Origin of the sequence: Saccharopolyspora pogona (assembly GCF_014697215.1) — a bacterium.
GTDB classification, from domain to species: domain Bacteria; phylum Actinomycetota; class Actinomycetes; order Mycobacteriales; family Pseudonocardiaceae; genus Saccharopolyspora; species Saccharopolyspora hattusasensis.
Window position 1 is genome coordinate 9,056,850 of record NZ_CP031142.1, and the last position, 21,880, is coordinate 9,078,729.

Genomic DNA, 21,880 nt, shown 5'->3' on the forward strand with positions numbered 1-21,880 from the left:
CTCCACGATCAAAGGAGATCTCGTTGTGGGCGTAGCAATTTGGGCACTCGTCTGCTACATCGGCGTGATCGTCGTCTGGAACGCCGTGCTGAAGCGCAACATCGGCGAGGCGATGCTCGTAGGATTCGCGGTGGTCTGCCTCTTCGGCGGCCGCGACGCGCTGGACCTGGCCTGGGCCGGGCTCGACGAGGCGATGTCCGAGGAAGTGGTCTTCGCCGCGCTCGCGTTCGTCCTGATGGGCTACCTGATGACCCGGCTCGGCCTCATCGACCGGCAGGTCGCGCTGCTCAACTCGGTGTTCGGCAGGCTGCGCGGCGGCTCCGCGTACGTGTCGACCTCGACCGCGGCGCTGCTCGGCGGTCCGGCCGGGTCGGGTTCCGGCATCGCAGCCTCGGTCGGCTCGGTCACCATCCCCTGGATGATCAGGTCCAACTGGCGGCCGGACCTGGCCGCCTCCCTGGTCGCCGGGAACGCGGGGCTGGGCATCTCGATCCCGCCGAGCTCGTCGATGTTCTTGCTGCTGGGCTCGGCCGCCGTGGCGCCGGTCCTCACCGCGGACCAGCTGATCGTGGCGGCCTTCGTCGGCGGCCTGTGGACGGTGCTGCACCGCTTCGTGGTGGTGTTCATCTGGGTGCGCCGATTCCGTGTCCAGGCCATGGACGCGGCGGACATCACGCCGTTCCGCGTCGCGCTGCGCCAGGGGGCCGGCTCGCTGCTGGTCTACCTCGGCATCGCGATCCCGGTGCTGATGACGCTGGACATCGGCGCGGAGTTCCTGGAGTCGCAGCTCGGCGAGGCGGCCGACGACATCAGCATCGTGGTCTGGATCCCGGTGCTAACCATCGTCGCGACGCTGCTGGTCGGCTGGAAACGCCTGCCGCGCACGGCGCGCGGCTGGAACGAGGTGCTCGGCGACATGGCGCCGCGCTACGCGGTCATCGGCGCGACGCTGTTCTTCGCCTTCGCCGCCGCGGGCAGCCTCGGCGAACTCGGCCTGGTGGACCAGCTCACCGCGATCATGAACGGCATCGACGCGCCGGTGTGGGTGATCGCCTCGCTGGTCGGCGTGCTGATCGTGATCATCGCCGCGCCGCTGACCGGCACGGCCACGATCGCCGCGGTCGGCGGGGTCGCGTTCAGCGCCCTGACCGGTGCTGGCGTCGCCCCGGCCGTGGCGGCGACGGTGATCCTGATCTTCGCCTCGACCGAGGGCGCCTCGCCACCGGGCGCGGCGCCGATCTATATCGCCAGCGGCATCGCCGGCGTCGACCCGGCGCGCACGTTCGTCCGCCTGATCCTCTGGTTCGTGATCCCGACGTTGGTCATCGGCGTCCTCATCGCCACCGGCGTGCTGCCGCTGTTCGTCTAGGAAGGTGCCCCATGTCCTCCGACACCTCGTCCGCCGGGAACCTGGCCCGCCGGATCACCATGCCGCTGTTCAAGCTCGGCTTAGCGGTCTTCCTGCTGCTGGGCGTCATCGTCGTCGGCGCGCAGGCCGTCGGCGTGGTCACGGCGAACGCCGGGCTCGTCTCGGGCGTCGTGGACAGCCTCGGGAAGGCGATGACCGTCGCCGCCGGAGTCACCGGCTTGCTCGGCTTCGCCATGTCCTACCTCTTCAAGTGGCAGAACGCGGGGGAAGACTGAACTGCCTGGCCTGAAGCGAACGGACTGCTGGCTTCGTTAGGTGAGGTAAATGGTCCGTTCGCTCCATTCGTTCGGTGTGGGTCTTGCGTTGTTGGTTTGAAGCGAACGGACTGTTCGCTTCGCTAGGAGCCTGTTGCGTTTTCGGCGAAAACGGCTGAACCGAAGTACCAAATCAGTCTCGATCGCCGCCGTTTGTCCGCCAGTGGCCATCTCAGCCGTGATCGATCGATCACGGTCCGTGGTGGGCGTAATTTTGCAACAGGCTCCTAGTGTCCTGCGCCGGAGATTCGTTGACAATATGATCGGAGTGACTCCAAGATCTCGTCAGCGCTCTTCGTCCAGATGAACGGCCGGGGATCGTTGTTCCACTCGTCGATCCAGTTGCGGATATCGGCCTCGAGTGCCTGGACGCTGGTGTGCACGCCGCGTTGCAGGAGTTTGGTGGTCAATTCGCCGAACCAGCGTTCGACCTGGTTGATCCAGGACGATCCGGTCGGGATGAAGTGGATTTGGAATCGGGGATGCTTCGCTAGCCATTTCTGGATGATCTCGGTTTTGTGGGTGGCGTAGTTGTCACAAATGACATGGACGCCTAACTCCGCCGGTACGGTTTTGTCGATCTTGGTGAGAAATTTGCGGAACTCGACCGAGCGGTGCCGGCGGTGCAGCGAGGAGATGACCTTGCCGGTGGCGATGTCGAAGGCGGCGAACAGGCTGGTGACGCCGTGACGGACGTAGTCGTGGGTGCGCCGCTCGGGCATGCCGGGCATCATCGGCAACACCGGCTGGGACCTCTCCAGCGCTTGCACCTGGGATTTCTCATCGGTGCACAGAACCACTGCGTTCTCGGGCGGGTTCATATACAGGCCGACGACGTTACGGACCTTCTCGATGAACTGCGGATCGGTAGAGAGCTTGAATGTGTCGGCCAAGTGGGGTTTAAGGTTGAACGCTTTCCAGATCCGTCCCACGGTCGATTTACTCAGCCCGGAACGCTTCGCCATCGATGTACGCGACCAATGCGTCGCGTTGTTCGGTTTCTCTTCCAACGTCGAGACGACCACCTTCTCCACCTGTTCGTCGGTGATCTTCCGCGGCGCGCCTGGGCGATCCTCGTCGACCAACCCCTTCAGTCGTCGCTGGACAAACCGCGACCGCCACTTGCCCACCGTCGGCCGCGACACCCGCAACTTCTCGGCGACATCCACATTGGACAAACCATCGGCGCATGCCAGCACAATCCGACACCGCAACGCCAAAGCCTGCGAACTCTTCGCCCGCCGAGCCCAACGCTGCAACGTCGAACGCTCATCGTCGGTCAGCACCAACTCAGCCTTCGGCCGCCCAGTCCTCGCCATTCCCGCAGTATAGCCATTTCGACCATGAATTTCCGGTGCAGGACACTAGACGAGGTGAACGGTCCGTTCACCTCGTCTAGCGCGGCATCAGCGCTGGGCCCCCCGGTAGTGCGCCCAGTAGCACCGTCAGATGCCGTACCGGGCGGCGAGGTCGTTGACTCCGCGCATATTGTCTGTGCGCTTATCGCCCACCACGGGGGCCGCGATGGGTGCTTGACTTCCAGTTAGCTCGAAGTTTCAAGCTGTCGTCGGCAGATCAGGCAGTCTTGAAGGGGTACGGGTATGGAGATTTCGGTGGACCGCTCGGTGTTCGACGCCGCCTACGAGGAGAACACCGCTCCTTGGGTGATCGGCGAGCCGCAGCCGGCGATCGTCGAGTTGGAGAAGGCCGGCGGCATCAGTGGCGCCGTGCTCGACCCTGGCTGCGGTGCCGGTGAGCACACGACCCTGCTGGCAAAGCTGGGCTACGACGTGCGGGGCGTGGATTTCTCGACCCCGGCGATCGAGAAGGCCCGGGCCAACGCCGCCGACCAGCTTGTCGACGCCCGCTTCGAGGTCGCCGATGCGCTGCAGCTGACCGGAGGGCCGTACGACACCGTCGTGGACAGCGCGCTGTTCCACGTTTTCGGGCCGGAAGACCGGGAGAAGTACGTGCGCAGCCTGCACGGCGTGTGCCGACCCGGCGCGACCGTGCACGTCCTGGCGCTGGCCGACGTCGAACCCGGTTTCGGGCCGCGTATCCCCGAAGCGGTGCTCCGCGACGCCTTCGGCGGCGAGGGGTGGCGGCTGGAGGAGATCCGGCTGACCACCTACCGGGGGGTCGCGCGGGGTGAGCGGGCGGAAGCGTTAGAGGTCGAGGACGGCGCGCACGTCGACCTGCCAGCCTGGCTGGCCACCGTCACCCGGCTCTGATGTCCACATCGGACCATCTTGGGGTGTGGTCCCGGCCGTGTGCGGCTGGCACACTGGGTGGATGACCGAGGATTCTGCGTGCGCGGTGGCGCACGGTGAAGTTCTGGACCAAGCCGCCGGTGGCCGCGCGCTGGTGGCGGTTTTCGCCTCGCCGGTGGCGGAATTCTTGCTGCGCTACGGCCGGGAACTCGGCTTCCGGACGGTGCTGGTCGAACCGGACGCCGAGCGCGCGGCCGGGCTCGACGCGGTTTCGGCGGTGCCGGACCTGGGGGCCGACGCGGACGTGGTGGTCACCGACCACCACCGCCCGGAACTCGGTCCGGTGCTGCGGGACGTGCTGAAGCGCGACGTCCGCTGGGTGGGCATCATGGGCAACCCGCGCCACGTCGGACCGCACGTGGCCGCGCTCCAGGAGCTCGGCGTCCCGGCTGCCGAGATCGAGCGGGTGCACCGGCCGATCGGTCTGAACATCGGCTCCCGCACTCCACCTGAGATCGCCGTCGCGACCCTCGCGGGCCTGCTGGCCGACCGCAACGGCAAGCCCGGCGGCTTCGCCTTCTGAGCGACTCTCGCTTTTCCCGGGGCGACGTGGTTATGCTCCGGGCGCCCTACGCCGTGGATGGTCCGGCAGCTAACCCCGGAGCACACAACAGTGAATCTCTGTTGATGACATAGATGAGAGCCTGTTAGTACCCGTGGATAAGCTCACCCCGGTGAGGAGGTCGGTCAACTGTGGACGTTGCCGATGTTCCACACCAACGGCTGGTGCTTCCCGCGGGCGGTGACGGCGGCCGGGGCGGTGCATCACTGCCTGCGCAAGGTCCCCCTGAGATGTCCACGGGCAAGCTCCAGAAGAACGTCCTCCGGGCCCGGCGCGGGCCAGGTCGGGGCAGCGTCACGAGCCTCGTGAGCACTTTTCGGTGCTATAGCAGGCCGTCATAGGAGCCCAAAGCACTCCCGAGGGACAATTGAGGATCACTCCTCGGCGGCGAGGGTATCGAGCACGGCCTGCCCGTACTTGGCGAGCTTCTGCTCGCCCACGCCGTTGATGTCGCCCAGTTCGTCCAGGGTGGACGGTTGCGACGCGGCGATCTGCCGGAGGGTGGAGTCGTGGAAGATGATGAACGGCGCCTTGTTCTCCTCACGGGCGGTTGCCGCGCGCCAGGCCCGCAGCCGCTGGAAGACCGGCTCCGCCTCCGGCGGCATGTCCTGCGCGGCCTGCTTGGGCGCCTTGGACTTGGTGGCCGGGGCGGCGACGCGCTTGGGTTCGGTGCGCAACATGACCTTGCGCGGGTCGTCACGGCGCAGCACCTCGCCGCTGGATCCGGTGAGCATCAGCGTGCCGTAGTCGCCTTCCACCGACAGCAGGCGCTGGGCCAGGAGCTGGCGGATCACGCCGCGCCACTCGTTGTCGCTCAGGTCGACGCCGATGCCGAACACGCTCAGCGAATCGTGCCGGAACTGCTCGACCTTGGCGGTCTTCTTGCCACGCAGGATGTCGATGATCTGGCCGGCACCGAACTTCTGGTTGCGTTCGCGGTCCAGGCGAACCACGGTCGACAGCAGCTTCTGCGCCGCGACCGTCCCGTCCCACGACTCCGGCGGAGCCAAGCACGTGTCGCAGTTGCGGCAGGCATCTGGAGCGTCCTGGCCGAAGTACGCGAGCAGCTGTGTGCGGCGGCATTCGACGGTCTCGCACAGGGCCAGCATCGCGTCCAGGTGCCGCGACAACGTGCGGCGGTGTGCGTCCTCGCCCTCGGAGAGCTCGATCAGCTTGCGCTGCTGCACCACGTCTTGGAGGCCGTAGGCCATCCAGGCGGTCGAGGGCAGCCCGTCGCGGCCCGCGCGGCCGGTCTCCTGGTAGTAGCCCTCGACCGACTTGGGCAGGTCGAGGTGCGCGACAAAGCGCACGTCGGGCTTGTCGATGCCCATGCCGAAGGCGATGGTGGCGACCATGACCAGGCCGTCCTCGCGCAGGAACCGGGCCTGGTGGGCGGCGCGGACCTCCTTGTCCAGGCCCGCATGGTAGGGCAGCGCGTTGATCCCGTTGGCCACCAGGAACTCCGCGGTCCGCTCCACCTCGGCGCGGGAGAGCCGGTAGACGATGCCCGCCTCGCCGGCGTGCTCGGTGCGCAGCAGTTGCAGCAGCTGCTTCTTCGGGTCGTTCTTCGGCACGATCCGGTACTGGATGTTCGGCCGGTCGAAGTCGGCGACGAAGTGCCGGGACCCGGTCAGCTCCAGGCGGGTGGTGATCTCCTTGCGGGTCGCCTGGGTGGCCGTGGCGGTCAGCGCGATGCGGGGGATCGACGGCCAGCGCTCGTGCAGCACCGAAAGCGCCAGGTAGTCGGGGCGGAAGTCGTGGCCCCACTGCGCGACGCAGTGGGCTTCGTCGATGGCGAACACCGAAACCTTGCCGCGGTCGAGCAGGTCCAGCGTCGAGTCCAGCCGCAGGCGCTCGGGCGCCAGGTAGAGCAGGTCGAGGTCGCCGGAGACGAAGGCGTCCTCGGTCTGCCGGCGCTGCTCGTAGGTCTGGGTGGAGTTGAGGAAGCCGGCCCGCACGCCGAGCTCGTTGAGCGCGTCGACCTGGTCCTGCATCAGCGCGATCAGCGGCGAGACGACGACGCCCACACCGGGGCGCACCAGCGACGGGATCTGGTAGCACAGCGACTTGCCACCGCCGGTGGGCATCAGCACGAGAGCATCGCCACCACCGATGACGTGATCCACGATCTCCTGCTGGGAGCCGCGGAAGGAGTCGTAGCCGAACACCCTTTGCAGAACCTGATGGGCGTCAGTCACCTCAAGATCGGGGGAAGCCACGGCTCGCATCTTAGATCCTGTCTCCGAACTCGTTTTGCGTGACGCTGCGTGGCGGAACCTCAGACGCCGTCTGGTCTCCAGGATCCCCGATTTGTGCATGTCCAATACGCGGCATCGGGGGCTGGCCTCGCCAAGAGCCCCGACGGGGTGGGCACAGTCTGAGAACCCGCGGCGGTGCGAGTTGCTCGGGTGGGCTAAGCGGCCGCGCCGCTTCAAAGACGAAGCCAAGGCAGGTTGTAGCAGCACCCCGGACTGGAAGCGGGCCCCGGCGGGCCCGACATGCGTCGGTGTGTCGGTGCGAGCGCTGGGATTTGGTGTGACGTACGTCCAGTCGGGGGCGGTAGGGCACGCACGGGAATAACTCGCAGGGCAGAATCGTTCGTGGAAGTAATTGAATCTCGTATTAAAATGGGCGGGATCTGGCCAGCGAGGGAGTTCACATGCAGTTCGGGATCTTCACGATCGGTGACGTCACCACCGACCCGACCACCGGCCGCACGCCCTCCGAGGCCGAGCGGATCAAGGCCATGGTGCGGATCGCGCTCAAGGCGGAGGAGATCGGGCTTGACGTCTTCGCCACCGGCGAGCACCACAACACGCCTTTCGTGCCGTCCTCGCCGACGACCATGCTCGGCTACGTCGCGGCCCGCACCGAGCGGCTGATCCTGTCCACCTCGACCACGCTGATCACCACGAACGACCCGGTCAAGATCGCCGAGGACTTCGCGATGCTGCAGCATCTGGCCGACGGCCGGGTCGACCTGATGATGGGCCGCGGCAACACCGGGCCGGTGTACCCGTGGTTCGGTCAAGACATCCGCCAGGGCATCCCGCTGGCCATCGAGAACTACCACCTGCTGCACCAGCTGTGGCGCGAAGACGTGGTCGACTGGGAGGGCAAGTTCCGCACCCCGCTGCAGTCGTTCACCTCGACCCCGCGGCCGCTGGACGGCGTGCCGCCGTTCGTCTGGCACGGCTCCATCCGCAGCCCGGAGATCGCCGAGCAGGCCGCCTACTACGGCGACGGCTTCTTCCACAACAACATCTTCTGGCCCAAGGAGCACACCCAGCGGATGGTCGGGCTGTACCGGCGGCGGTTCGAGCACTACGGGCACGGCTCGGCGGACCAGGCGATCGTCGGCCTCGGCGGCCAGGTGTTCATGCGCAAGAACTCCCAGGACGCGGTCCGCGAGTTCCGGCCGTACTTCGACCACGCGCCGGTGTACGGCGGCGGGCCGTCGCTGGAGGAGTTCACCGAGCAGACGCCGCTGACGGTGGGCAGCCCGCAGGAGGTCATCGACCGGACGCTGGGCTTCCGCGAGTACGTCGGCGACTACCAGCGCCAGCTGTTCCTGATGGACCACGCGGGGCTGCCGCTGAAGACCGTTCTGGAACAGCTCGACCTGCTCGGCGAGGAGGTCGTTCCGGTGCTGCGCAAGGAATTCGAGTCGCTGCGGCCCGCGCACGTGCCGGACGCCCCGACGCACGCGTCGCTGCTGGCCGCGAAGGAAGCGAAGAAGGCGGAGGCAGCGAAATGAGCGAGCGGAACCTGGTGGTGGTCTCGGCGGGCCTGAGCCAGCCGTCGTCGACCCGGCTGCTGGCCGACCGGCTGGCCGCAGCGACCGGCCGCGCGCTGGCCGAGCCGCCGCAGATCGAGGTCGTGGAGCTGCGCGACCACGCCAAGGACGTGGCGAACAACCTGGTCACCGGCTTCCCCGGCGGTGAGCTGCGGAAGGTGCTCGACCAGGTGGCCGCGGCCGATGGGCTGATCGCGGTGACGCCGATCTTCCAGGCGTCCTACAGTGGGCTGTTCAAGTCGTTCTTCGACGTGGTGGACAACGAATCACTATTGGGCAAGCCGGTGCTGATCGGCGCCACCGGCGGGTCGCCGCGCCACTCGCTGGCGCTGGAGCACGCGATGCGCCCGATGTTCAGCTACCTGCGGGCGGTCGTGGTGCCGACGGCGGTGTACGCGGCGTCGGAGGACTGGGGTTCGTCGGGCGACGGCGCGGCCCTGGCCGACCGGATCGACCGCGCGGCGGGCGAGTTCGCGGCCCTCGTCGAACGCCGCCCGGCCCCACCCCGGCCCGATGCCTTCGACGAACCGATCCCCTTCGAGCAGCTCCTGTCCCAGACCCAGAACTGAATCCCCACGCAAGGCCTGATAGCGGCGGGGCGAGCGACGTCACCTGTTTCAGCGTGTCCCTCGCGCCGCCGTGACCAGTGACCCGACCACTAGAGCTGGAGGGGTCGTCGGACCGGCCCGCGGCGAGCCTCGACCACTGCGCCGTGGGTCGGCCGTCCGTCTGGAACTGCTCGCCGGTGGTGGCCTAGGGCTGCGCCCAGCCGGCCGGCGAGTCCTCCCAGGTCTCCTGCCGGCCGTACGGGGTGAGATCGAGCAGGTGGTAGAACGTGACGTCGGCCTCGACGCCGCGGCTGGTCGGCAGTCGCCGCCGGGCGGCCGCGATCGCGTCACCTTCGCGGGTGTGCGCCTTCTCCCGCGCCACCAGCCGGTCGATCTCCGCCCGCCAGGTGGCCCCGGTCGACGATCTCTGGCAACGGGTACGTCCTGTTCGCTTCCATCGGTTCACCCACCCCTGTTCGGGGCACACATCGGCGGCCCTCGAAAGGAGTGACCAGCCGGACGAGCGGAACTCGTCGCCGAGGAGCCGAGGAGCCGAGGAGCCGAGGCGGCGGGATGGGCGAGCGGAACCAGGTTACCGATCCCCTTCGAACAACGCCTTTCCCGAAACCAGAACTGATCTCCCCGGCGCGAAGGGCGCCTTGCTGCCAACTCGGCTGGCAGTAAGGCGCCCTTCACACTTCACTCGAACGAGGGGTGCGGCCGGAATGCTCGTCGGCGGCGCCCTTTTGCTTGCGCCGCCGGATAACGTGGCGAGCATGAGCGAGCGGATTCCGGGGGCCGAGCGGGCCGGGTTGGCCGGCGACGTCGCGAGGTTGCGCGGCGAGGGCGTCGAGATGGTCGAGATGTCCTTTGTGGACAACGCAGGGATCGTCCGGGTCAAGACGGTTCCGCTGGACCGGTTGGCCGCCGCGGCGCGGTACGGCGTCGGGGCCTCGCCGTGCTTTGAGACTTTCACCTTCGACGACGCGATGGTGCGGGGCCGCTACCTCGGTGGACCGGACGGCGACCTGCGGCTGGTGCCCGACCTCGACCGGCTGGTGCGGCTGGCGGCGCTACCGGGCTGGGCCTGGGCGCCCGCCGACAAGTTCGGCCAGGACGGGCGGCCGTTCGTCGCCTGCCAGCGGGCGTTCGCGGCTCGCCAGGTGCGGGCCGCCGCGGATGCCGGACTGACCGCCTTCGCCGCCTTCGAGCACGAATGGGCGCTGGGCGCACCCGGCGCAGAGGAGTTCGTCCCGGCCTTCACCGGGCCCGGCTACGGCCAGGTGCGCCTGGAGGCGACGGCCGACTACGCGCTCGAACTGGTCGCCGTGCTGCGTGAGCAGGGGCTCGACGTGCAGCAATTCCACCCCGAATACGCGCTCGGCCAGGTCGAGTTGTCGGTGGCAGCCAAGGATCCGCTCGGTGCCGCCGACGACGCCCTGCTCGTGCGGCACACCGTGCGCGCGGTCTCGCGCCGCCACGGCTGGCGCGCGAGTTTTGCGCCCTGCCTGGTGCCCGGCGGTGCGGGCTCCGGCGCACATCTGCACCTGTCCGTGCACGGTGCGGACGGCAACCTGCTCGCGGACGGCCCGGGGCGCTACGGCCTGCGGCCTCCCGGGGAGGCGTTCCTGGCCGGTGTGCTGCGGGAACTTCCCGCGCTGCAGGCGATCGGCGGCGGCAACCCGGCGAGCTTCCTGCGGCTGGAGCCGTCTCGCTGGGCCGGGGTGTGGCAGGTGTGGGGCAAGGAGACGCGGGAGGCGGCGGTGCGGCTGATCACCGGCACAACCGGCACCGAGCAGTGGGCCGCGAATGCCGAGGTGAAGTGCTTCGACGCCACCGCGAATCCGTACCTGGTCGTCGGCGCGGTGCTGGCGGCGGGGCTCGCGGGCGTGCGCGAGGAACTGTGGCTGCCCGCGGAGATCACCGGCGACCCGGCGGCTCTGTCCGACGACGAACGCGCTGCGGCGGGAATCAACCGGCTGCCCACGAACGCGGCGGAAGCGGCCGATGCGCTGGCGGAGTCGGCGGTGCTGACGGACGCTCTGGGCAAGGAACTGCACGACGCGATGCTCACGGTTCGCCGAGCCGAGGCGGAGCGATTTGCCGGCACCTCTCCCGAGGAGCTAGCCGCGCTCACCCGCTGGCGTTGGTGATCGGGAAAGCGCGCAGCGCGGCCTCGGCCCAGAATCTCCCGGCCTTCACCGCGTTCACCGCAATTTCCATTGAAATCGAACCTTCGATTTCAATGGAAATTGCGGCTCTTGTGACGTTTCTGTGGGTGGTGTGAGCTGGGGTTTTGGGTCCGGAGACGGGGCATGCCGTTGCTTCGTCTAAGTTTCTGGCTTGTCCAGAGTCAGGAACCGAGGAGCGGACAACGACGTGCCGAAGGCCGGTTTATGTGTGTTGTGGTGGCGTCGACCGGCGCACGGTCATCGAGGATGTCGAGTTCGACGAGACCGCCGAAGTGGTGGTGGTGCACGTGCGGGGGCACGTGCGGGGGCGGGGGCGCTGTGGTCGGTGCGGCCGTAGATCTGGGCGCTATGACCGGGGTGGTGGGCGTCGTCGGTGGCGGGCGCTGGATCTCGGGACCACCCGGGTGTTTTTGCGGGCGGCCGTGCGTGCTCTCGCACGGACGGGTGTCCGTCGGGTCGTGAGTGACAATGCCGGTTCTTACCGGTGTCATGTCTCGGTAGATGTGTCAATCCCCGGACACGCCTAACCCACGGAAGAAGCAGAAGAGCCGAAATTGCGGACAACCTTCGAAAAGCGCGATCGGGGTGTGCGTTCTGCGAGGGAGCTGTGAGCGCGGGACGGCAGGCTCGGTCGCAAGGACACCGCACCGGGGCCGGCCACGTGCACCGATCCCGAGCGGATTCGCGAGGTTCTGACCGTCGTGCCGCGGTCGGTCGAGACCGAGATGCTCCTGGGCGAGGATGCGGCCGATGCGGTTCTGGCTGGCCGACGCCGATGACGTCACCGTCGGCCAGGCGAGGGGGCGGTAGCGGAAGCATTGACCGCGTAGGAGCAGTCCGGTTCCGTCGTGTCCGCGTGAGCGCTCCGCCGCGGCGGTGGAAAACCGTTGCCGGACGGTGGTTTCGCCGATGATCCCCGGTGGGGTGTTGTCTGCCATGCAGCGCTGACGTCGGCCGAACGCGGTGCGCAAGTATGCTCGCTGTGCTGGGCGAACAGGGGAGGCGGCGATGGCTGAGGTGACCAATCCACCTGCTCGCAACACGCGCCCCCGCAACCGCCGGGCGCTGATCACCGCGGCGGCCGCGGACCTGTTCTACCGGCTCGGCTACGCGCGGGTCGGGATGAGCGACATCGCCGAGGCCGTCGGGGTCGGGTCGTCGGCGCTGTACCGGCACTTCGCGGGCAAGCAGCAGCTGCTCACCCGGGTCGTGCTCGACGAGCTCCACCCGTTCAGCTCGATCGCCGCGCAGGTGGCCGAGCGGGACCTCGACGAGGTGGTCGCGCAGCTCGCCGCCGCCGCGCTGGACCACCGCCAGCTGGGCGTGCTGTGGCAGCGCGAAGCCCGGCACCTGCCGGAGGAGCAGCGCGACGTGCTGCGGGAGGAGCTGCGCGGCGTCGCCAGCGGGCTCGCCGAGGTGGCGCGCGCCTTCCGGCACGAGCTGACCGGCGAGGACGCCCGGTTCCGCGCGTGGTGCATGTTCAGCGTCCTGACCAGCCCGTCCTACCATCAGGTGGACCTGCCCCGGCGCGAGTTCGAGCAGCTGCTGCGGGCCATGGTGGTGGTCATCGGGACGCAGCCGCCACAGCGGTTCGCCGACCACCGCGCGGCCGACTCCGACCAGCGGTCCGCCCTGTTCGCCGGGCGCGCCTCCCGGCGCCGGCTGCTGCTGTCCGCGGCGATGCGGCTGTTCTCCGACGCCGGCTACACCAAGGTGACGACCGAGGACGTCGGCGCGGCGGCGGGCATCGCCGGGCCCAGTCTGTACAACTACTTCGCCAGCAAGCAGGAAGTGCTCGGCACCGTGATCACCCGCGGCAACGCGTGGCTGGAGGTCGAGCTCGAACGGATCCTGGCCAACACCCCGGCCGCCGACGACGCGCTGCGCGAGCTGCTGCGCTCCTACATCACGTTCGCCTTCGACCACGGACGGTTCATCGACATCCTGGTCAGCGAGGTCAACCACCTGCCGGACGCGGAACGGCACCGGGCGCGGCAGACCCAGCACGCCTACGTGGCCGAGTGGGTCGGGCTGCTGTGCGAGGCGCGGCCGGAGCTCGACCCGGTGCGTTCCCGGATCCTGGTGCAGGCGGCGTTGACGGCGGCCAACGACATGGCTCGCACCGGCTCGGTGCGCGACGTCGATGCGCTGTCGCGGATCGGGGCTGCGCTGATGCTGCACACCCCGGCCTCGCCCATGTGATCGACCACATGGCCTGCTACCGGCTATTCACTTAAGCATCATCCCTGCAGGAGGCAGGTTTGTGTGGGTCGGTGATGGGCTAGGGATTGCTCACTTCGAAATTGACTTCGAAGGGCGGGCCGAACTACGCTCCGCGAAGAGTTGGTCTGCTTCCGCGTGTGCGCGCCCAGCGCTAGAGAGACCGGTTGGCCTCGTGCGCCGCGTGATGACCCGCGTCCGAGCCTGGAACGCCGCGGGCGGGCGGCCGACACTGGAGCTGAGCAGGTAACGAGGACGGGTTGGTTGCATGAGCAGCGCGACAGAGCCGGTCGGTCAGCCGCCGGTTGACGTGCCGGACATCCACACGACCGCCGGCAAGCTGGCGGATCTGTACCGGCGGAATGACGAGGCGGTGCACGCCGGCTCGGCGCGCGCGGTGGCCAAGCAGCACGCGAAGGGCAAGAACACCGCCCGCGAACGCATCGACATGCTGCTGGACCCGGGTTCGTTCGTGGAACTCGACGAGCACGCGCGGCACCGCTCCACGAACTTCGGCATGGACGCGAACCGCCCCTACGGCGACGGCGTGGTGACCGGCTACGGCACCGTCGACGGCCGCAAGGTGTGCGTGTTCTCCCAGGACTTCACCGTCTTCGGCGGGTCGCTGGGCGAGGTGTTCGGCGAGAAGATCGTCAAAGTCATGGACCTGGCGCTGAAGACCGGCTGCCCGCTGATCGGCATCAACGATTCCGGCGGCGCGCGCATCCAGGAGGGCGTCGCCGCGCTCGGCCTGTACGCCGAGATCTTCAAGCGCAACACCCACGCCTCCGGCGTCATCCCGCAGATCTCGCTGATCATGGGCCCGTGCGCGGGCGGCGCGGTGTACTCCCCGGCGATCACCGACTTCACCGTGATGGTCGACCAGACCTCGCACATGTTCATCACCGGCCCGGACGTGATCAAGACGGTCACCGGCGAGGACGTGACCTTCGAGGAGCTCGGCGGGGCGCGCACCCACAACTCGCGCTCCGGCAACGCGCACTACCTGGCCACCGACGAGGCGGACGCCATCGCCTACGTCAAGGAGCTGCTGTCCTTCCTGCCCAGCAACAACCTGGCCGAGGCGCCGGTGTTCGAGGGCTCCGACACCGACACCGGCACCGGCTCGGTCGCCGAGTCGATCACAGACGCGGACCGCGAGCTGGACGCGCTGGTCCCGGATTCGCCGAACCAGCCCTACGACATGCACGAGGTCATCTCCCGCGTCGTGGACGACGAGGAGTTCCTGGAGGTCGGGGCGCTGTTCGCGCCGAACATCATCACCGGCTACGGGCGCATCGAGGGCCACCCGGTGGGTGTGGTGGCCAACCAGCCCACCCAGTTCGCCGGCACCCTGGACATCGACGCCAGCGAGAAGGCCGCGCGGTTCGTGCGCACCTGCGACGCCTTCAACATCCCGGTGCTGACCTTCGTGGACGTGCCGGGCTTCCTGCCGGGCACCGACCAGGAGTGGAACGGCATCATCCGGCGCGGCGCGAAGCTGCTGTACGCCTACGCCGAGGCGACCGTCCCGCTGGTCACCGTGATCACCCGCAAGGCCTACGGCGGCGCCTACGACGTGATGGGCTCCAAGCACCTGGGGGCCGACGTCAACCTGGCGTGGCCGACCGCGCAGATCGCGGTGATGGGTGCGCAGGGCGCGGCGAACATCCTGTACCGGCGGCAGCTGGCGGAGGCGGCGGACAACGGCGAGGACGTCGAGGCCGTGCGCGCGCAGTTGCAGCAGGAGTACGAGGACGCCCTCTGCAACCCGTACGTGGCCGCCGAACGCGGCTACGTCGACTCGGTGATCCCGCCGTCCTACACCCGCGGGTACGTGGCGCGGTCGCTGCGGATGCTCCGCGACAAGCGCGCCAGCCTGCCCGCGAAGAAGCACGGCAACATCCCGCTGTGACGTCGTCCCACCCGCTAGGAGGTGCCCGATGAGCCACGACGTGACGCCGGATCAGCGACCGGTGCTGCGCATCGTGCGCGGCAATCCCGACGACGCCGAGATCGCCGCGCTGACCGCGGCGCTGACCGGCCTAGCCGCCGCGAAGTCCGTGGCGCCGCCACAGCAGCGGCCGATGTCGCTGTGGGGCGACCCGGCCGCCGCGCTGCGGCACCCGGCGGGCCGCAGCCCACTGCGCCCCGGCCCGCACTCCTGGCGCGCTTCGGCCCTGCCGGGCTGATGTCGTTGCCCGCCAACAAGATTTCGCCAGCCGTCCGGCGTCGCGCCGGGAAATGAGGAGTTGACCACTGTGGACCTGACGCCGATCAGCAAGGTCCTGATCGCCAACCGCGGTGAGATCGCGGTGCGGGTGATCCGCGCCTGCAAGGACGAGGGCATCGCCTCCGTCGCCGTTTACGCCGAGCCCGACGCCGACGCGGTGTTCGTGCGGCTGGCCGACGAGGCCTTCGCGCTGGGCGGTTCGACGCCCGGCGAGTCGTACCTGAACATCGACAAGATCATCGACGTCGCGAAGCGCGCGGAAGCCGACGCGGTGCACCCCGGCTATGGCTTCCTGTCGGAGAACGCCGAGTTCGCCCAGGCGGTGCTCGACGCGGGGCTGATCTGGATCGGGCCGTCGCCGCAGTCGATCCGGGACCTCGGCGACAAGGTCACCGCGCGGCACATCGCGACCCGCGCCGGGGCGCCCCTGGTGCCGGGGACGAAGGACCCGGTGCCGGGCGCCGACGAGGTCGTCAAGTTCGCCGAGGAGTACGGGTTGCCGGTGGCCATCAAGGCCGCGTTCGGCGGCGGCGGCCGGGGCCTGAAGGTCGCCCGGACGCTGGAGGAGATCCCCGAGCTGTACGCGTCGGCGGTGCGCGAGGCCGAGACGGCGTTCGGCCGCGGCGAGTGCTTCGTGGAGCGCTACCTGGACCGGCCACGGCACGTCGAGGCGCAGGTCCTCGCCGACCAGCACAGCAACGTGGTGGTCGTGGGCACCCGCGACTGCTCGCTGCAGCGGCGCCACCAGAAGCTGGTCGAGGAGGCCCCGGCGCCGTTCCTCAGCGACGAGCAGCGCCGCACCATCCACGAGGCGGCGCGGGCCATCTGCGCCGAGGCCGGCTACTACGGCGCGGGTACCGTGGAGTTCCTGGTGGGCCTGGACGGGACGATCTCGTTCCTGGAGGTCAACACCCGCCTGCAGGTCGAGCACCCGGTCTCGGAGGAGACCACCGGCCTGGACCTGGTCCGCGAGCAGTTCCGCATCGCCGCCGGGGAGAAGCTGCGGATCACCGCCGACCCCGAGCCGCGCGGCCACTCGATCGAGTTCCGGATCAACGGTGAGGACGCGGGCCGCAACTTCCTGCCCGCGCCGGGTACCGTGACCCGTTTCGTCGCGCCACACGGACCGGGTGTCCGGGTGGACGGCGGGGTCGAGTCGGGCAGCGTGATCGGCGGCCAGTTCGACTCGCTGCTGGCCAAGGTGATCGTCACCGGCGCGGACCGCCAGCAGGCTCTGGAGCGGTCGCGGCGGGTGCTGGACGAGATGGTCGTCGAGGGCATGGCCACGGTGCTGCCGTTCCACCGCGCGATCGTCCGCGACCCGGCGTTTGTCGGCACCGACGGTTTCGCCGTGCACACCCGGTGGATCGAGACGGAGTTCGACAACACCATCGAGCCATTCACCGGAGGTGTCGAGGCGGAGGAGCCGGAGCCGCGGCAGACGATCACCGTCGAGGTCGGCGGACGCCGCCTGGAGGTCTCGCTGCCGGCGGAGCTGGCGGTGTCCTCGGCCGCCCCGGCGGCGAAGGCCAAGCCGCGCAAGCGTTCCGCGGGCAAGGCCGGGGCGGCGGTGTCCGGCGACGCGGTGACGGCGCCGATGCAGGGCACGATCGTGAAGATCGCGGTCACCGACGGCCAGGAGGTCGCGGCGGGCGACCTGATCGCGATGCTGGAAGCGATGAAGATGGAGAACCCGGTGACGGCCCACAAGGCGGGCACGGTCACCGGCATGTCGGCCCAGCCGGGCGACTCGGTCTCCCAGGGCACCGTGCTCTGCGAACTCAAGGACTGAACGTCCGGGGCCGTGAGTCTTTTGGGCAGTCATAGAGGCTGCTTGGGACTCGTTGTGCGGCGGTGGTGTATCTGGCGTCGCTGGGGTGAGGCGAACGGACTGTTCACGTCAATAGGTGCAGCAAACAGGCCGTTCGCTTCATCCACCCATCACCGGCTTTGCCCTGGCTCGGGGCGCCCCGGCGCTGTTCAGCGGTCGAACCGGCCGCTCTTGACGGCCTGCACGAACCCGGCGACGTCGACCTGCAGGGTCGGGCCGTGCGGGTCCTTGGAGTCGCGGATTCGGTCTAAGGAACTTGTGAGCTCGACGCAGGTCGCGGTGTTGGCGCTGTAGCTGGACTTGCGCCAGGTCGTTTCAGCGTTCATCGTCCTTCTCCATGCTGTTGGCGATGTACCTGATCAGCTTGACAGATTCGGCTTGGCTCATCGCCACGCCAAGTACCTTCTCAGCCGCTCGTTGGTAGGTGCGTACGTCCGATTTTTCGTGCAAGAACAATGCGGACTTGCGGTTCTCCAGGTGCACGACCGTGCCCTCACCTGTCTCTATGAGGTGAAACGGCCCTTCGAGAGCGGGATGCCATCCGCTGCCGAAAGGGAAGACCCGCAGGTCGATGTTGGGCCGCCGAGTCATTTCCAGGAGGTACCTGATCTGCTCGGCCATCACCTCTCGGCCGCCGAGCAGTTGTCGGAGGGCGGCCTCTCCGATCAGCGCAACGTATTGTGCAGGTGCGTTGCGAGTGATCACATCGCGGCGCCCGATCCGAACAGCGACTCGCGCTGCTAGCTCACCGGCCGGAACTTCTGCTTCCGTCATGATGATGCGGATGTAGTCGCTGGTTTGGAGTAGCCCGGGGATCAGCAGCGGCGACACTTCAAGAATCTTCGTCGCGTTCTGCTCGAAGTCGATGTAGGCCGCCAGCTGCTGGCGCTGCGCCGGGAGAGTCGTCGCAACCCAGTTGGAGTCGTTCGCGCCGTAGGTCAGCTGGATGATCTCTTCGTACTCATCGCCATTGACGCCGAGTGATGTGAGGATTTGTGCAACCTGCTCGGGTTTCGGTGTCCGCTCGCCGGTTTCCCAGCGAGAGAGCACTCCGGGGTCGCGCCCGAGCTGGCTGGCGAACGCCCTAACGGTCAGGTCCCGGTCCTGTCGTGCTTGGCGCAGCGCGCTCCCCAGAGCCCGCCCTTTCGGTGTCTTGGTCATGCTGCGTCTCCGTGTTGTCGCCGTGCAACGGCACCCCCAGCGCCATGACCTGCCCACATCACCTGTTGCGCCCACGGTCACGACCTTGTTGACGATGCCACGTTGCTCGATGGTTGGTAGTGGGTAGAACGTGGCAACGAAAACGCTTGCTAGGGGAGGAAGTTTAATTGCACGAGCGGTGGGAAGACGTGCGACACGCGGATCGGCTGGCTGACCAGATCCGGCATTTCCAGTACCGGCAGGGGGTTGTGCCGGAGTGGTGCCGGTTCGCGCATATTCGTTGCGGCGCAAGCGATTCGCTGATCCGGTCTTGGTGTGGTCAGCTGTTTCAAGCTGGAGAGGTGGAGGACTGCTCGGTGCCCGGGGAGTCTTGTCCCAGGCTGTCGGTGGGCAAGCAAGAGTGCGCGGATTGCTTCGTGGCATCCCGGTTTCCGGGCCTTGCTGCCCGCACCGCGATGGACGGGATGATCCCGGCACGGATCGACACACCGCGCGAGATGGCATCCGCGATGCTGGTGCTGCACCAGGACCTGGCGGACGAAGCTAGCCGCATCCCGGGCGGTGATGTGGACACCGCACGCCTGGGCCGCCTGGCAGAGGACACCGAGCGCTTCGCCCGTGCCCTGCGTCGTTTCGGTTGGCTGGCCGCGCAGGGCTGACGGTCACATCGACGGATACTGGAACACCGGGATTGGTGGGACGGGCTCGGGAAACGCGTCGAGCACGTCTGACTCGGCCAATATCGCTATCACCTGATCCAGCGGAGAAGATGTCCAGATCGCCGACCGTCTCGTTGAGTTTCGCAATGCTCGCCTGAGCGTTTCGCACCGCCTTGGACATCACACGGCACGATTCGCTCAGTGAGCCTTTCCGAGTGACCAGTGGTGACGTCGGGTAGCGGTAGCTGATGATGCGCCGAAGGTGTTGCGGTGCAACACAAAGACGCGGAACTTCGGTATGAAGATGGTCCTTCCACAGATCAACTTCATAGAGGTTCCGCGTCCTGATGAGTGTCACATACACCGCCGCGCTGCCCGTACGCGACCAGGCGGTGCTGTTCCTGTCCACCCTGCTCCACGACGAACGCCGCCGCCCCGGCACCCGGACCGGCAGCCGGGCACTGAGCCCGTTCAAGCATGCCGTCCTGATCCTGCGCTGGTTCCTCGACGGCACCCGCGTGGCCGGCGACAACGCGATCGGTAAATTTGGCCACTGTGGACCTCCGAGGTGCGGCCAGGGCGAGAACATGACACCACCGCACTGCGCACGCACCCCGACATCCTTCCCGCGCTGACGGCCTGCGATGACCTGCCAGTCCTGGGCGACCTCGGGTACGAAGGCGAAGCCGGCACGATCACCGTAGCGTTCAAGAAACCCCAGGGTGGTCAACTCACCGAGGGCCAGAAGGTCCACAACAAAATTCACAACGGACAACGCGCGATCGGCGAACGCGGAAACCCATTGCTCAAAACCACGTTCAAGGCCCTCCGTAACGTCAGCTTGTGTCCCTGGGCGATCGGGAAGATCGTCGCGGCCGCCCTCGTGCTCCTGCACGTCGACCACGACCGCACCACATGATCACCCAGCGCAACTAACCGTTTACGCAAAAAGGATCATTGACAACACCATGCCGACGCTGCCACCGTCCTTGATCGCAGCGGTTGCGCCGCATCCGCGAGGGCAGGGAGGCCCGCATGACATCCATCCACAGCCGTTCCCGTCGCCGTGGTGCCGTCCTGACGGCCGCCTTGGCTCTGGCGGCCACGGCCGTCGTGGTGAGCCCGGCCGCCCCCGCCCAGGCCGCCCTTGGTGACCTGCTCTGCCCGTACTCCAGTGGCTATGCGGTGTTCGAGCCGCCGCTCCAGTCCGGTGTCACCTCGACCGTCACCGCCCATGTCTCCACCAACAACCCCTTGCCCTGTCACTCGCCCAACGGCAGCCACCCCGAGCTGGCCTGGTACGACGAGGCGGTGAACGGCACCGCCACGGTGAGCGACGTCGTCGATGGTGGCGGCCTCTGCAACCTGCTGTTCACCCTCACCGGCACCGGACGCCTTACCTGGTCCGACGGCACCACCAGCGACGACGAGATCACCTTCCAGACCGACCCCGCCAAGCCCCAGACCCTGGGCGGCAGCGCCACCATCACCCGCGGCACCCTGCAGGGCGACACCGTCACCATCGCCGAGGGCGTCATCACCCCCAACCTCGACTGCGCCACTGCGGGACTGTCCCGCCTGGACTTCCATCAGGCCACCAACATCTTCTCCTGATCGCCCGATGGGGTAGCACGCGGAGGCAGGACGGTTCCATGGCCGCCGTCGTCATGCAGTGAGGGCGTGACCTTCCTGGTCACTGGCTGGGTAGCGGCGTTGATGTTCCCGAGCGACTGATCTTTCCAGCAGGCGTCGAGATGACCGTTGACGGTGACGGTACGGAGTTTCAGGACGGCTTCGGCGCCGTCGAGGCCCCAGCGGGCTCCGCTGATGTCGAGGCGGTCGGTGTTGTGCCCTTCACCCAGGCCCGCCCCCACACTCGGCTGGTCCAGAAAGTGCCGTGAGTCGCTTTGGTCGTTGGAACGACCAAAGCGACTCAGGGCTCTTCATCGGCCGACGTGGACGACGAGCCAGCCACCGTGGTGTTCGTCGACCTCGAAGCGGTGTCCCGCTGCGCGGCCGAGCTCGACCAAGTCCTGGCGGGTGAAGGTGCAGACGTGGCCGTAGGCCGCGGTGGGCTCGTCCTCGAAGGGGACGGCAATCACGACCCGGTGGCGGGCCAACCGAAGCGCCTCGACAAGCACCACCTCGCCCTGCATCACGTCCAAGTGTTCCAACAGGTGCACCGCGGTGACCGCGTCCACCGACCGGTCCGGCAGCGGTACCCGGGCTGCGTCGCACACCAGGGTGTGCAGTCGGGTACCGCGCGCCTCGGCGACGGCGCTGAGGAGCTGCATGCTTCCTGGCACGAGGTCCGAGGCGATGACCGTGTTCTGGCCGCGCTGGGCCAACAGGAGGGGCAGGAAACCGAAGCAGGAGCCCATGTCCAGCACCCTGCCCGGCGGGACCAGCTGCATGGCCCGGCGGTAGACCGGGGCGAAGCCGGCTATCGACGATGGGGCGGGCTCGTCGACGGGGCGGGACCAGCACTCCTCTATGCGGGCAAGGGTGTTGTCGTAGACCGATCGGGGTCGCCGTCGGGCCAGTACTCATAGCCCCAGTCCTCCAGGGACTGCGCTGGGGCGTTCGAGCCGCTGGGTGGTGGTTCGGGGCCGGGGTGGACGGCATCGACCGGGAGTTGAGGTAATCGTTCCGGGAACGCGGCACCGTGTCCGGGGACGGAGGCTTCTTCGGAGTCGATGTAGTTGTTGCCCGTGTCGGTCATGCC

21 protein-coding genes and 2 pseudogenes are annotated in these 21,880 nt (G+C 68.1%); 15 read left to right on the forward strand and 8 right to left on the reverse strand.

From position 1 onward, the window contains the following. Positions 1–25: 25 nt before the first annotated feature. Positions 26–1,369 (forward strand): TRAP transporter large permease subunit, encoded by a 1,344-nt coding sequence (locus tag DL519_RS42775; protein WP_223840129.1) that lies wholly within the window; start codon positions 26–28, stop codon positions 1,367–1,369. 11 nt (positions 1,370–1,380) lie between these two features. Continuing rightward, positions 1,381–1,644, forward strand: a complete 264-nt coding sequence (locus DL519_RS42780; protein ID WP_190823453.1) for a hypothetical protein — start codon at positions 1,381–1,383, stop codon at positions 1,642–1,644. 266 nt (positions 1,645–1,910) lie between these two features. Here DL519_RS42780 and DL519_RS42785 read toward each other — a convergent pair whose 3' ends face one another. Beyond that, positions 1,911–3,002 (reverse strand): IS630 family transposase, encoded by a 1,092-nt coding sequence (locus DL519_RS42785; protein ID WP_190812759.1) that lies wholly within the window; start codon positions 3,000–3,002, stop codon positions 1,911–1,913. A gap of 282 nt (positions 3,003–3,284) precedes the next feature. On the opposite strand from DL519_RS42785, the gene DL519_RS42790 reads away from it, so the two are divergent. Then, positions 3,285–3,914, forward strand: coding sequence for a class I SAM-dependent methyltransferase (locus DL519_RS42790; RefSeq protein WP_190823454.1), 630 nt, complete (start codon positions 3,285–3,287; stop codon positions 3,912–3,914). 61 nt (positions 3,915–3,975) lie between these two features. Further along, positions 3,976–4,476: an XdhC family protein gene (locus DL519_RS42795; RefSeq protein WP_190823455.1), complete on the forward strand. Its 501-nt coding sequence runs from the start codon at positions 3,976–3,978 to the stop codon at positions 4,474–4,476. A gap of 413 nt (positions 4,477–4,889) precedes the next feature. On the opposite strand, the gene recQ is transcribed toward DL519_RS42795, so the two are convergent. Further along, a complete protein-coding gene (gene recQ / locus DL519_RS42800; RefSeq protein ID WP_190823456.1) occupies positions 4,890–6,743 on the reverse strand; it encodes a DNA helicase RecQ in 1,854 nt (617 codons plus the stop codon). A 431-nt stretch (positions 6,744–7,174) separates the two neighbouring features. On the opposite strand from recQ, the gene DL519_RS42805 reads away from it, so the two are divergent. Further along, positions 7,175–8,272, forward strand: coding sequence for an LLM class flavin-dependent oxidoreductase (locus tag DL519_RS42805; protein ID WP_190823457.1), 1,098 nt, complete (start codon positions 7,175–7,177; stop codon positions 8,270–8,272). Continuing rightward, positions 8,269–8,880, forward strand: a complete 612-nt coding sequence (locus DL519_RS42810; protein ID WP_190823458.1) for an FMN reductase — start codon at positions 8,269–8,271, stop codon at positions 8,878–8,880. The genes DL519_RS42805 and DL519_RS42810 overlap by 4 nt, the downstream gene beginning before the upstream one ends. A gap of 184 nt (positions 8,881–9,064) precedes the next feature. Here the strand turns inward: DL519_RS42810 and DL519_RS42815 are convergent, their stop codons facing one another. Further along, entirely contained in the window at positions 9,065–9,325 is a 261-nt protein-coding gene (locus DL519_RS42815; protein ID WP_190823459.1) for a DUF899 family protein, read from the reverse strand. Positions 9,326–9,635: 310 nt separating this feature from the next. Here DL519_RS42815 and DL519_RS42820 point away from each other — a divergent pair, with 310 nt between their 5' ends. From DL519_RS42820 to DL519_RS42845, 6 genes and pseudogenes are all read left to right on the forward strand, one after another. After that, on the forward strand, positions 9,636–11,012 hold the full coding sequence (locus DL519_RS42820; protein WP_190823460.1) for a type I glutamate--ammonia ligase: 1,377 nt from the start codon (positions 9,636–9,638) through the stop codon (positions 11,010–11,012). Positions 11,013–11,257: 245 nt separating this feature from the next. Next, positions 11,258–11,470, forward strand: a pseudogene (locus DL519_RS42825) (transposase family protein); the annotation flags it as partial. A gap of 589 nt (positions 11,471–12,059) precedes the next feature. Beyond that, positions 12,060–13,253 carry a TetR/AcrR family transcriptional regulator gene (locus tag DL519_RS42830; RefSeq protein WP_190823462.1) on the forward strand — a complete coding sequence of 398 codons (1,194 nt, stop codon included), beginning with the start codon at positions 12,060–12,062 and terminating at the stop codon, positions 13,251–13,253. 286 nt (positions 13,254–13,539) lie between these two features. Continuing rightward, on the forward strand, positions 13,540–15,186 hold the full coding sequence (locus DL519_RS42835) for an acyl-CoA carboxylase subunit beta (RefSeq protein WP_190823463.1): 1,647 nt from the start codon (positions 13,540–13,542) through the stop codon (positions 15,184–15,186). Between the two features lie 28 nt (positions 15,187–15,214). Continuing rightward, on the forward strand, positions 15,215–15,463 hold the full coding sequence (locus DL519_RS42840; protein WP_190823464.1) for an acyl-CoA carboxylase subunit epsilon: 249 nt from the start codon (positions 15,215–15,217) through the stop codon (positions 15,461–15,463). A 69-nt stretch (positions 15,464–15,532) separates the two neighbouring features. Then, positions 15,533–17,296: an acetyl/propionyl/methylcrotonyl-CoA carboxylase subunit alpha gene (locus tag DL519_RS42845; protein WP_190824565.1), complete on the forward strand. Its 1,764-nt coding sequence runs from the start codon at positions 15,533–15,535 to the stop codon at positions 17,294–17,296. A 188-nt stretch (positions 17,297–17,484) separates the two neighbouring features. On the opposite strand, the gene DL519_RS42850 is transcribed toward DL519_RS42845, so the two are convergent. Further along, positions 17,485–17,661 carry a DUF397 domain-containing protein gene (locus tag DL519_RS42850; RefSeq protein WP_190823465.1) on the reverse strand — a complete coding sequence of 59 codons (177 nt, stop codon included), beginning with the start codon at positions 17,659–17,661 and terminating at the stop codon, positions 17,485–17,487. Then, positions 17,651–18,787: a helix-turn-helix domain-containing protein gene (locus DL519_RS42855; protein ID WP_223840130.1), complete on the reverse strand. Its 1,137-nt coding sequence runs from the start codon at positions 18,785–18,787 to the stop codon at positions 17,651–17,653. Before DL519_RS42855 ends, DL519_RS42850 begins: the two co-directional genes overlap by 11 nt. Positions 18,788–18,912: 125 nt before the next feature. On the opposite strand from DL519_RS42855, the gene DL519_RS42860 reads away from it, so the two are divergent. The 3 genes and pseudogenes from DL519_RS42860 to DL519_RS42870 all read left to right on the forward strand — a co-directional run bounded on the left by DL519_RS42860 (position 18,913) and on the right by DL519_RS42870 (position 20,769). Continuing rightward, a complete protein-coding gene (locus DL519_RS42860) occupies positions 18,913–19,155 on the forward strand; it encodes a hypothetical protein (protein ID WP_190823466.1) in 243 nt (80 codons plus the stop codon). Between the two features lie 347 nt (positions 19,156–19,502). Continuing rightward, positions 19,503–20,074 (forward strand): annotated as a pseudogene (locus tag DL519_RS42865) (transposase family protein). Between the two features lie 116 nt (positions 20,075–20,190). After that, on the forward strand, positions 20,191–20,769 hold the full coding sequence (locus tag DL519_RS42870; RefSeq protein WP_190823467.1) for a hypothetical protein: 579 nt from the start codon (positions 20,191–20,193) through the stop codon (positions 20,767–20,769). Here DL519_RS42870 and DL519_RS42875 read toward each other — a convergent pair. The 3 genes from DL519_RS42875 to DL519_RS42885 form a co-directional block, all read right to left on the reverse strand. After that, entirely contained in the window at positions 20,745–21,029 is a 285-nt protein-coding gene (locus tag DL519_RS42875) for a hypothetical protein (RefSeq protein ID WP_190824658.1), read from the reverse strand. The two genes, DL519_RS42870 and DL519_RS42875, sit on opposite strands and share 25 nt — an antisense overlap. Positions 21,030–21,098: 69 nt before the next feature. Then, positions 21,099–21,698: a mycofactocin oligosaccharide methyltransferase MftM gene (mftM, locus tag DL519_RS42880; protein ID WP_317891450.1), complete on the reverse strand. Its 600-nt coding sequence runs from the start codon at positions 21,696–21,698 to the stop codon at positions 21,099–21,101. After that, entirely contained in the window at positions 21,647–21,877 is a 231-nt protein-coding gene (locus DL519_RS42885; protein WP_190823469.1) for a hypothetical protein, read from the reverse strand. Before DL519_RS42885 ends, mftM begins: the two co-directional genes overlap by 52 nt. Positions 21,878–21,880 lie beyond the last annotated feature (3 nt).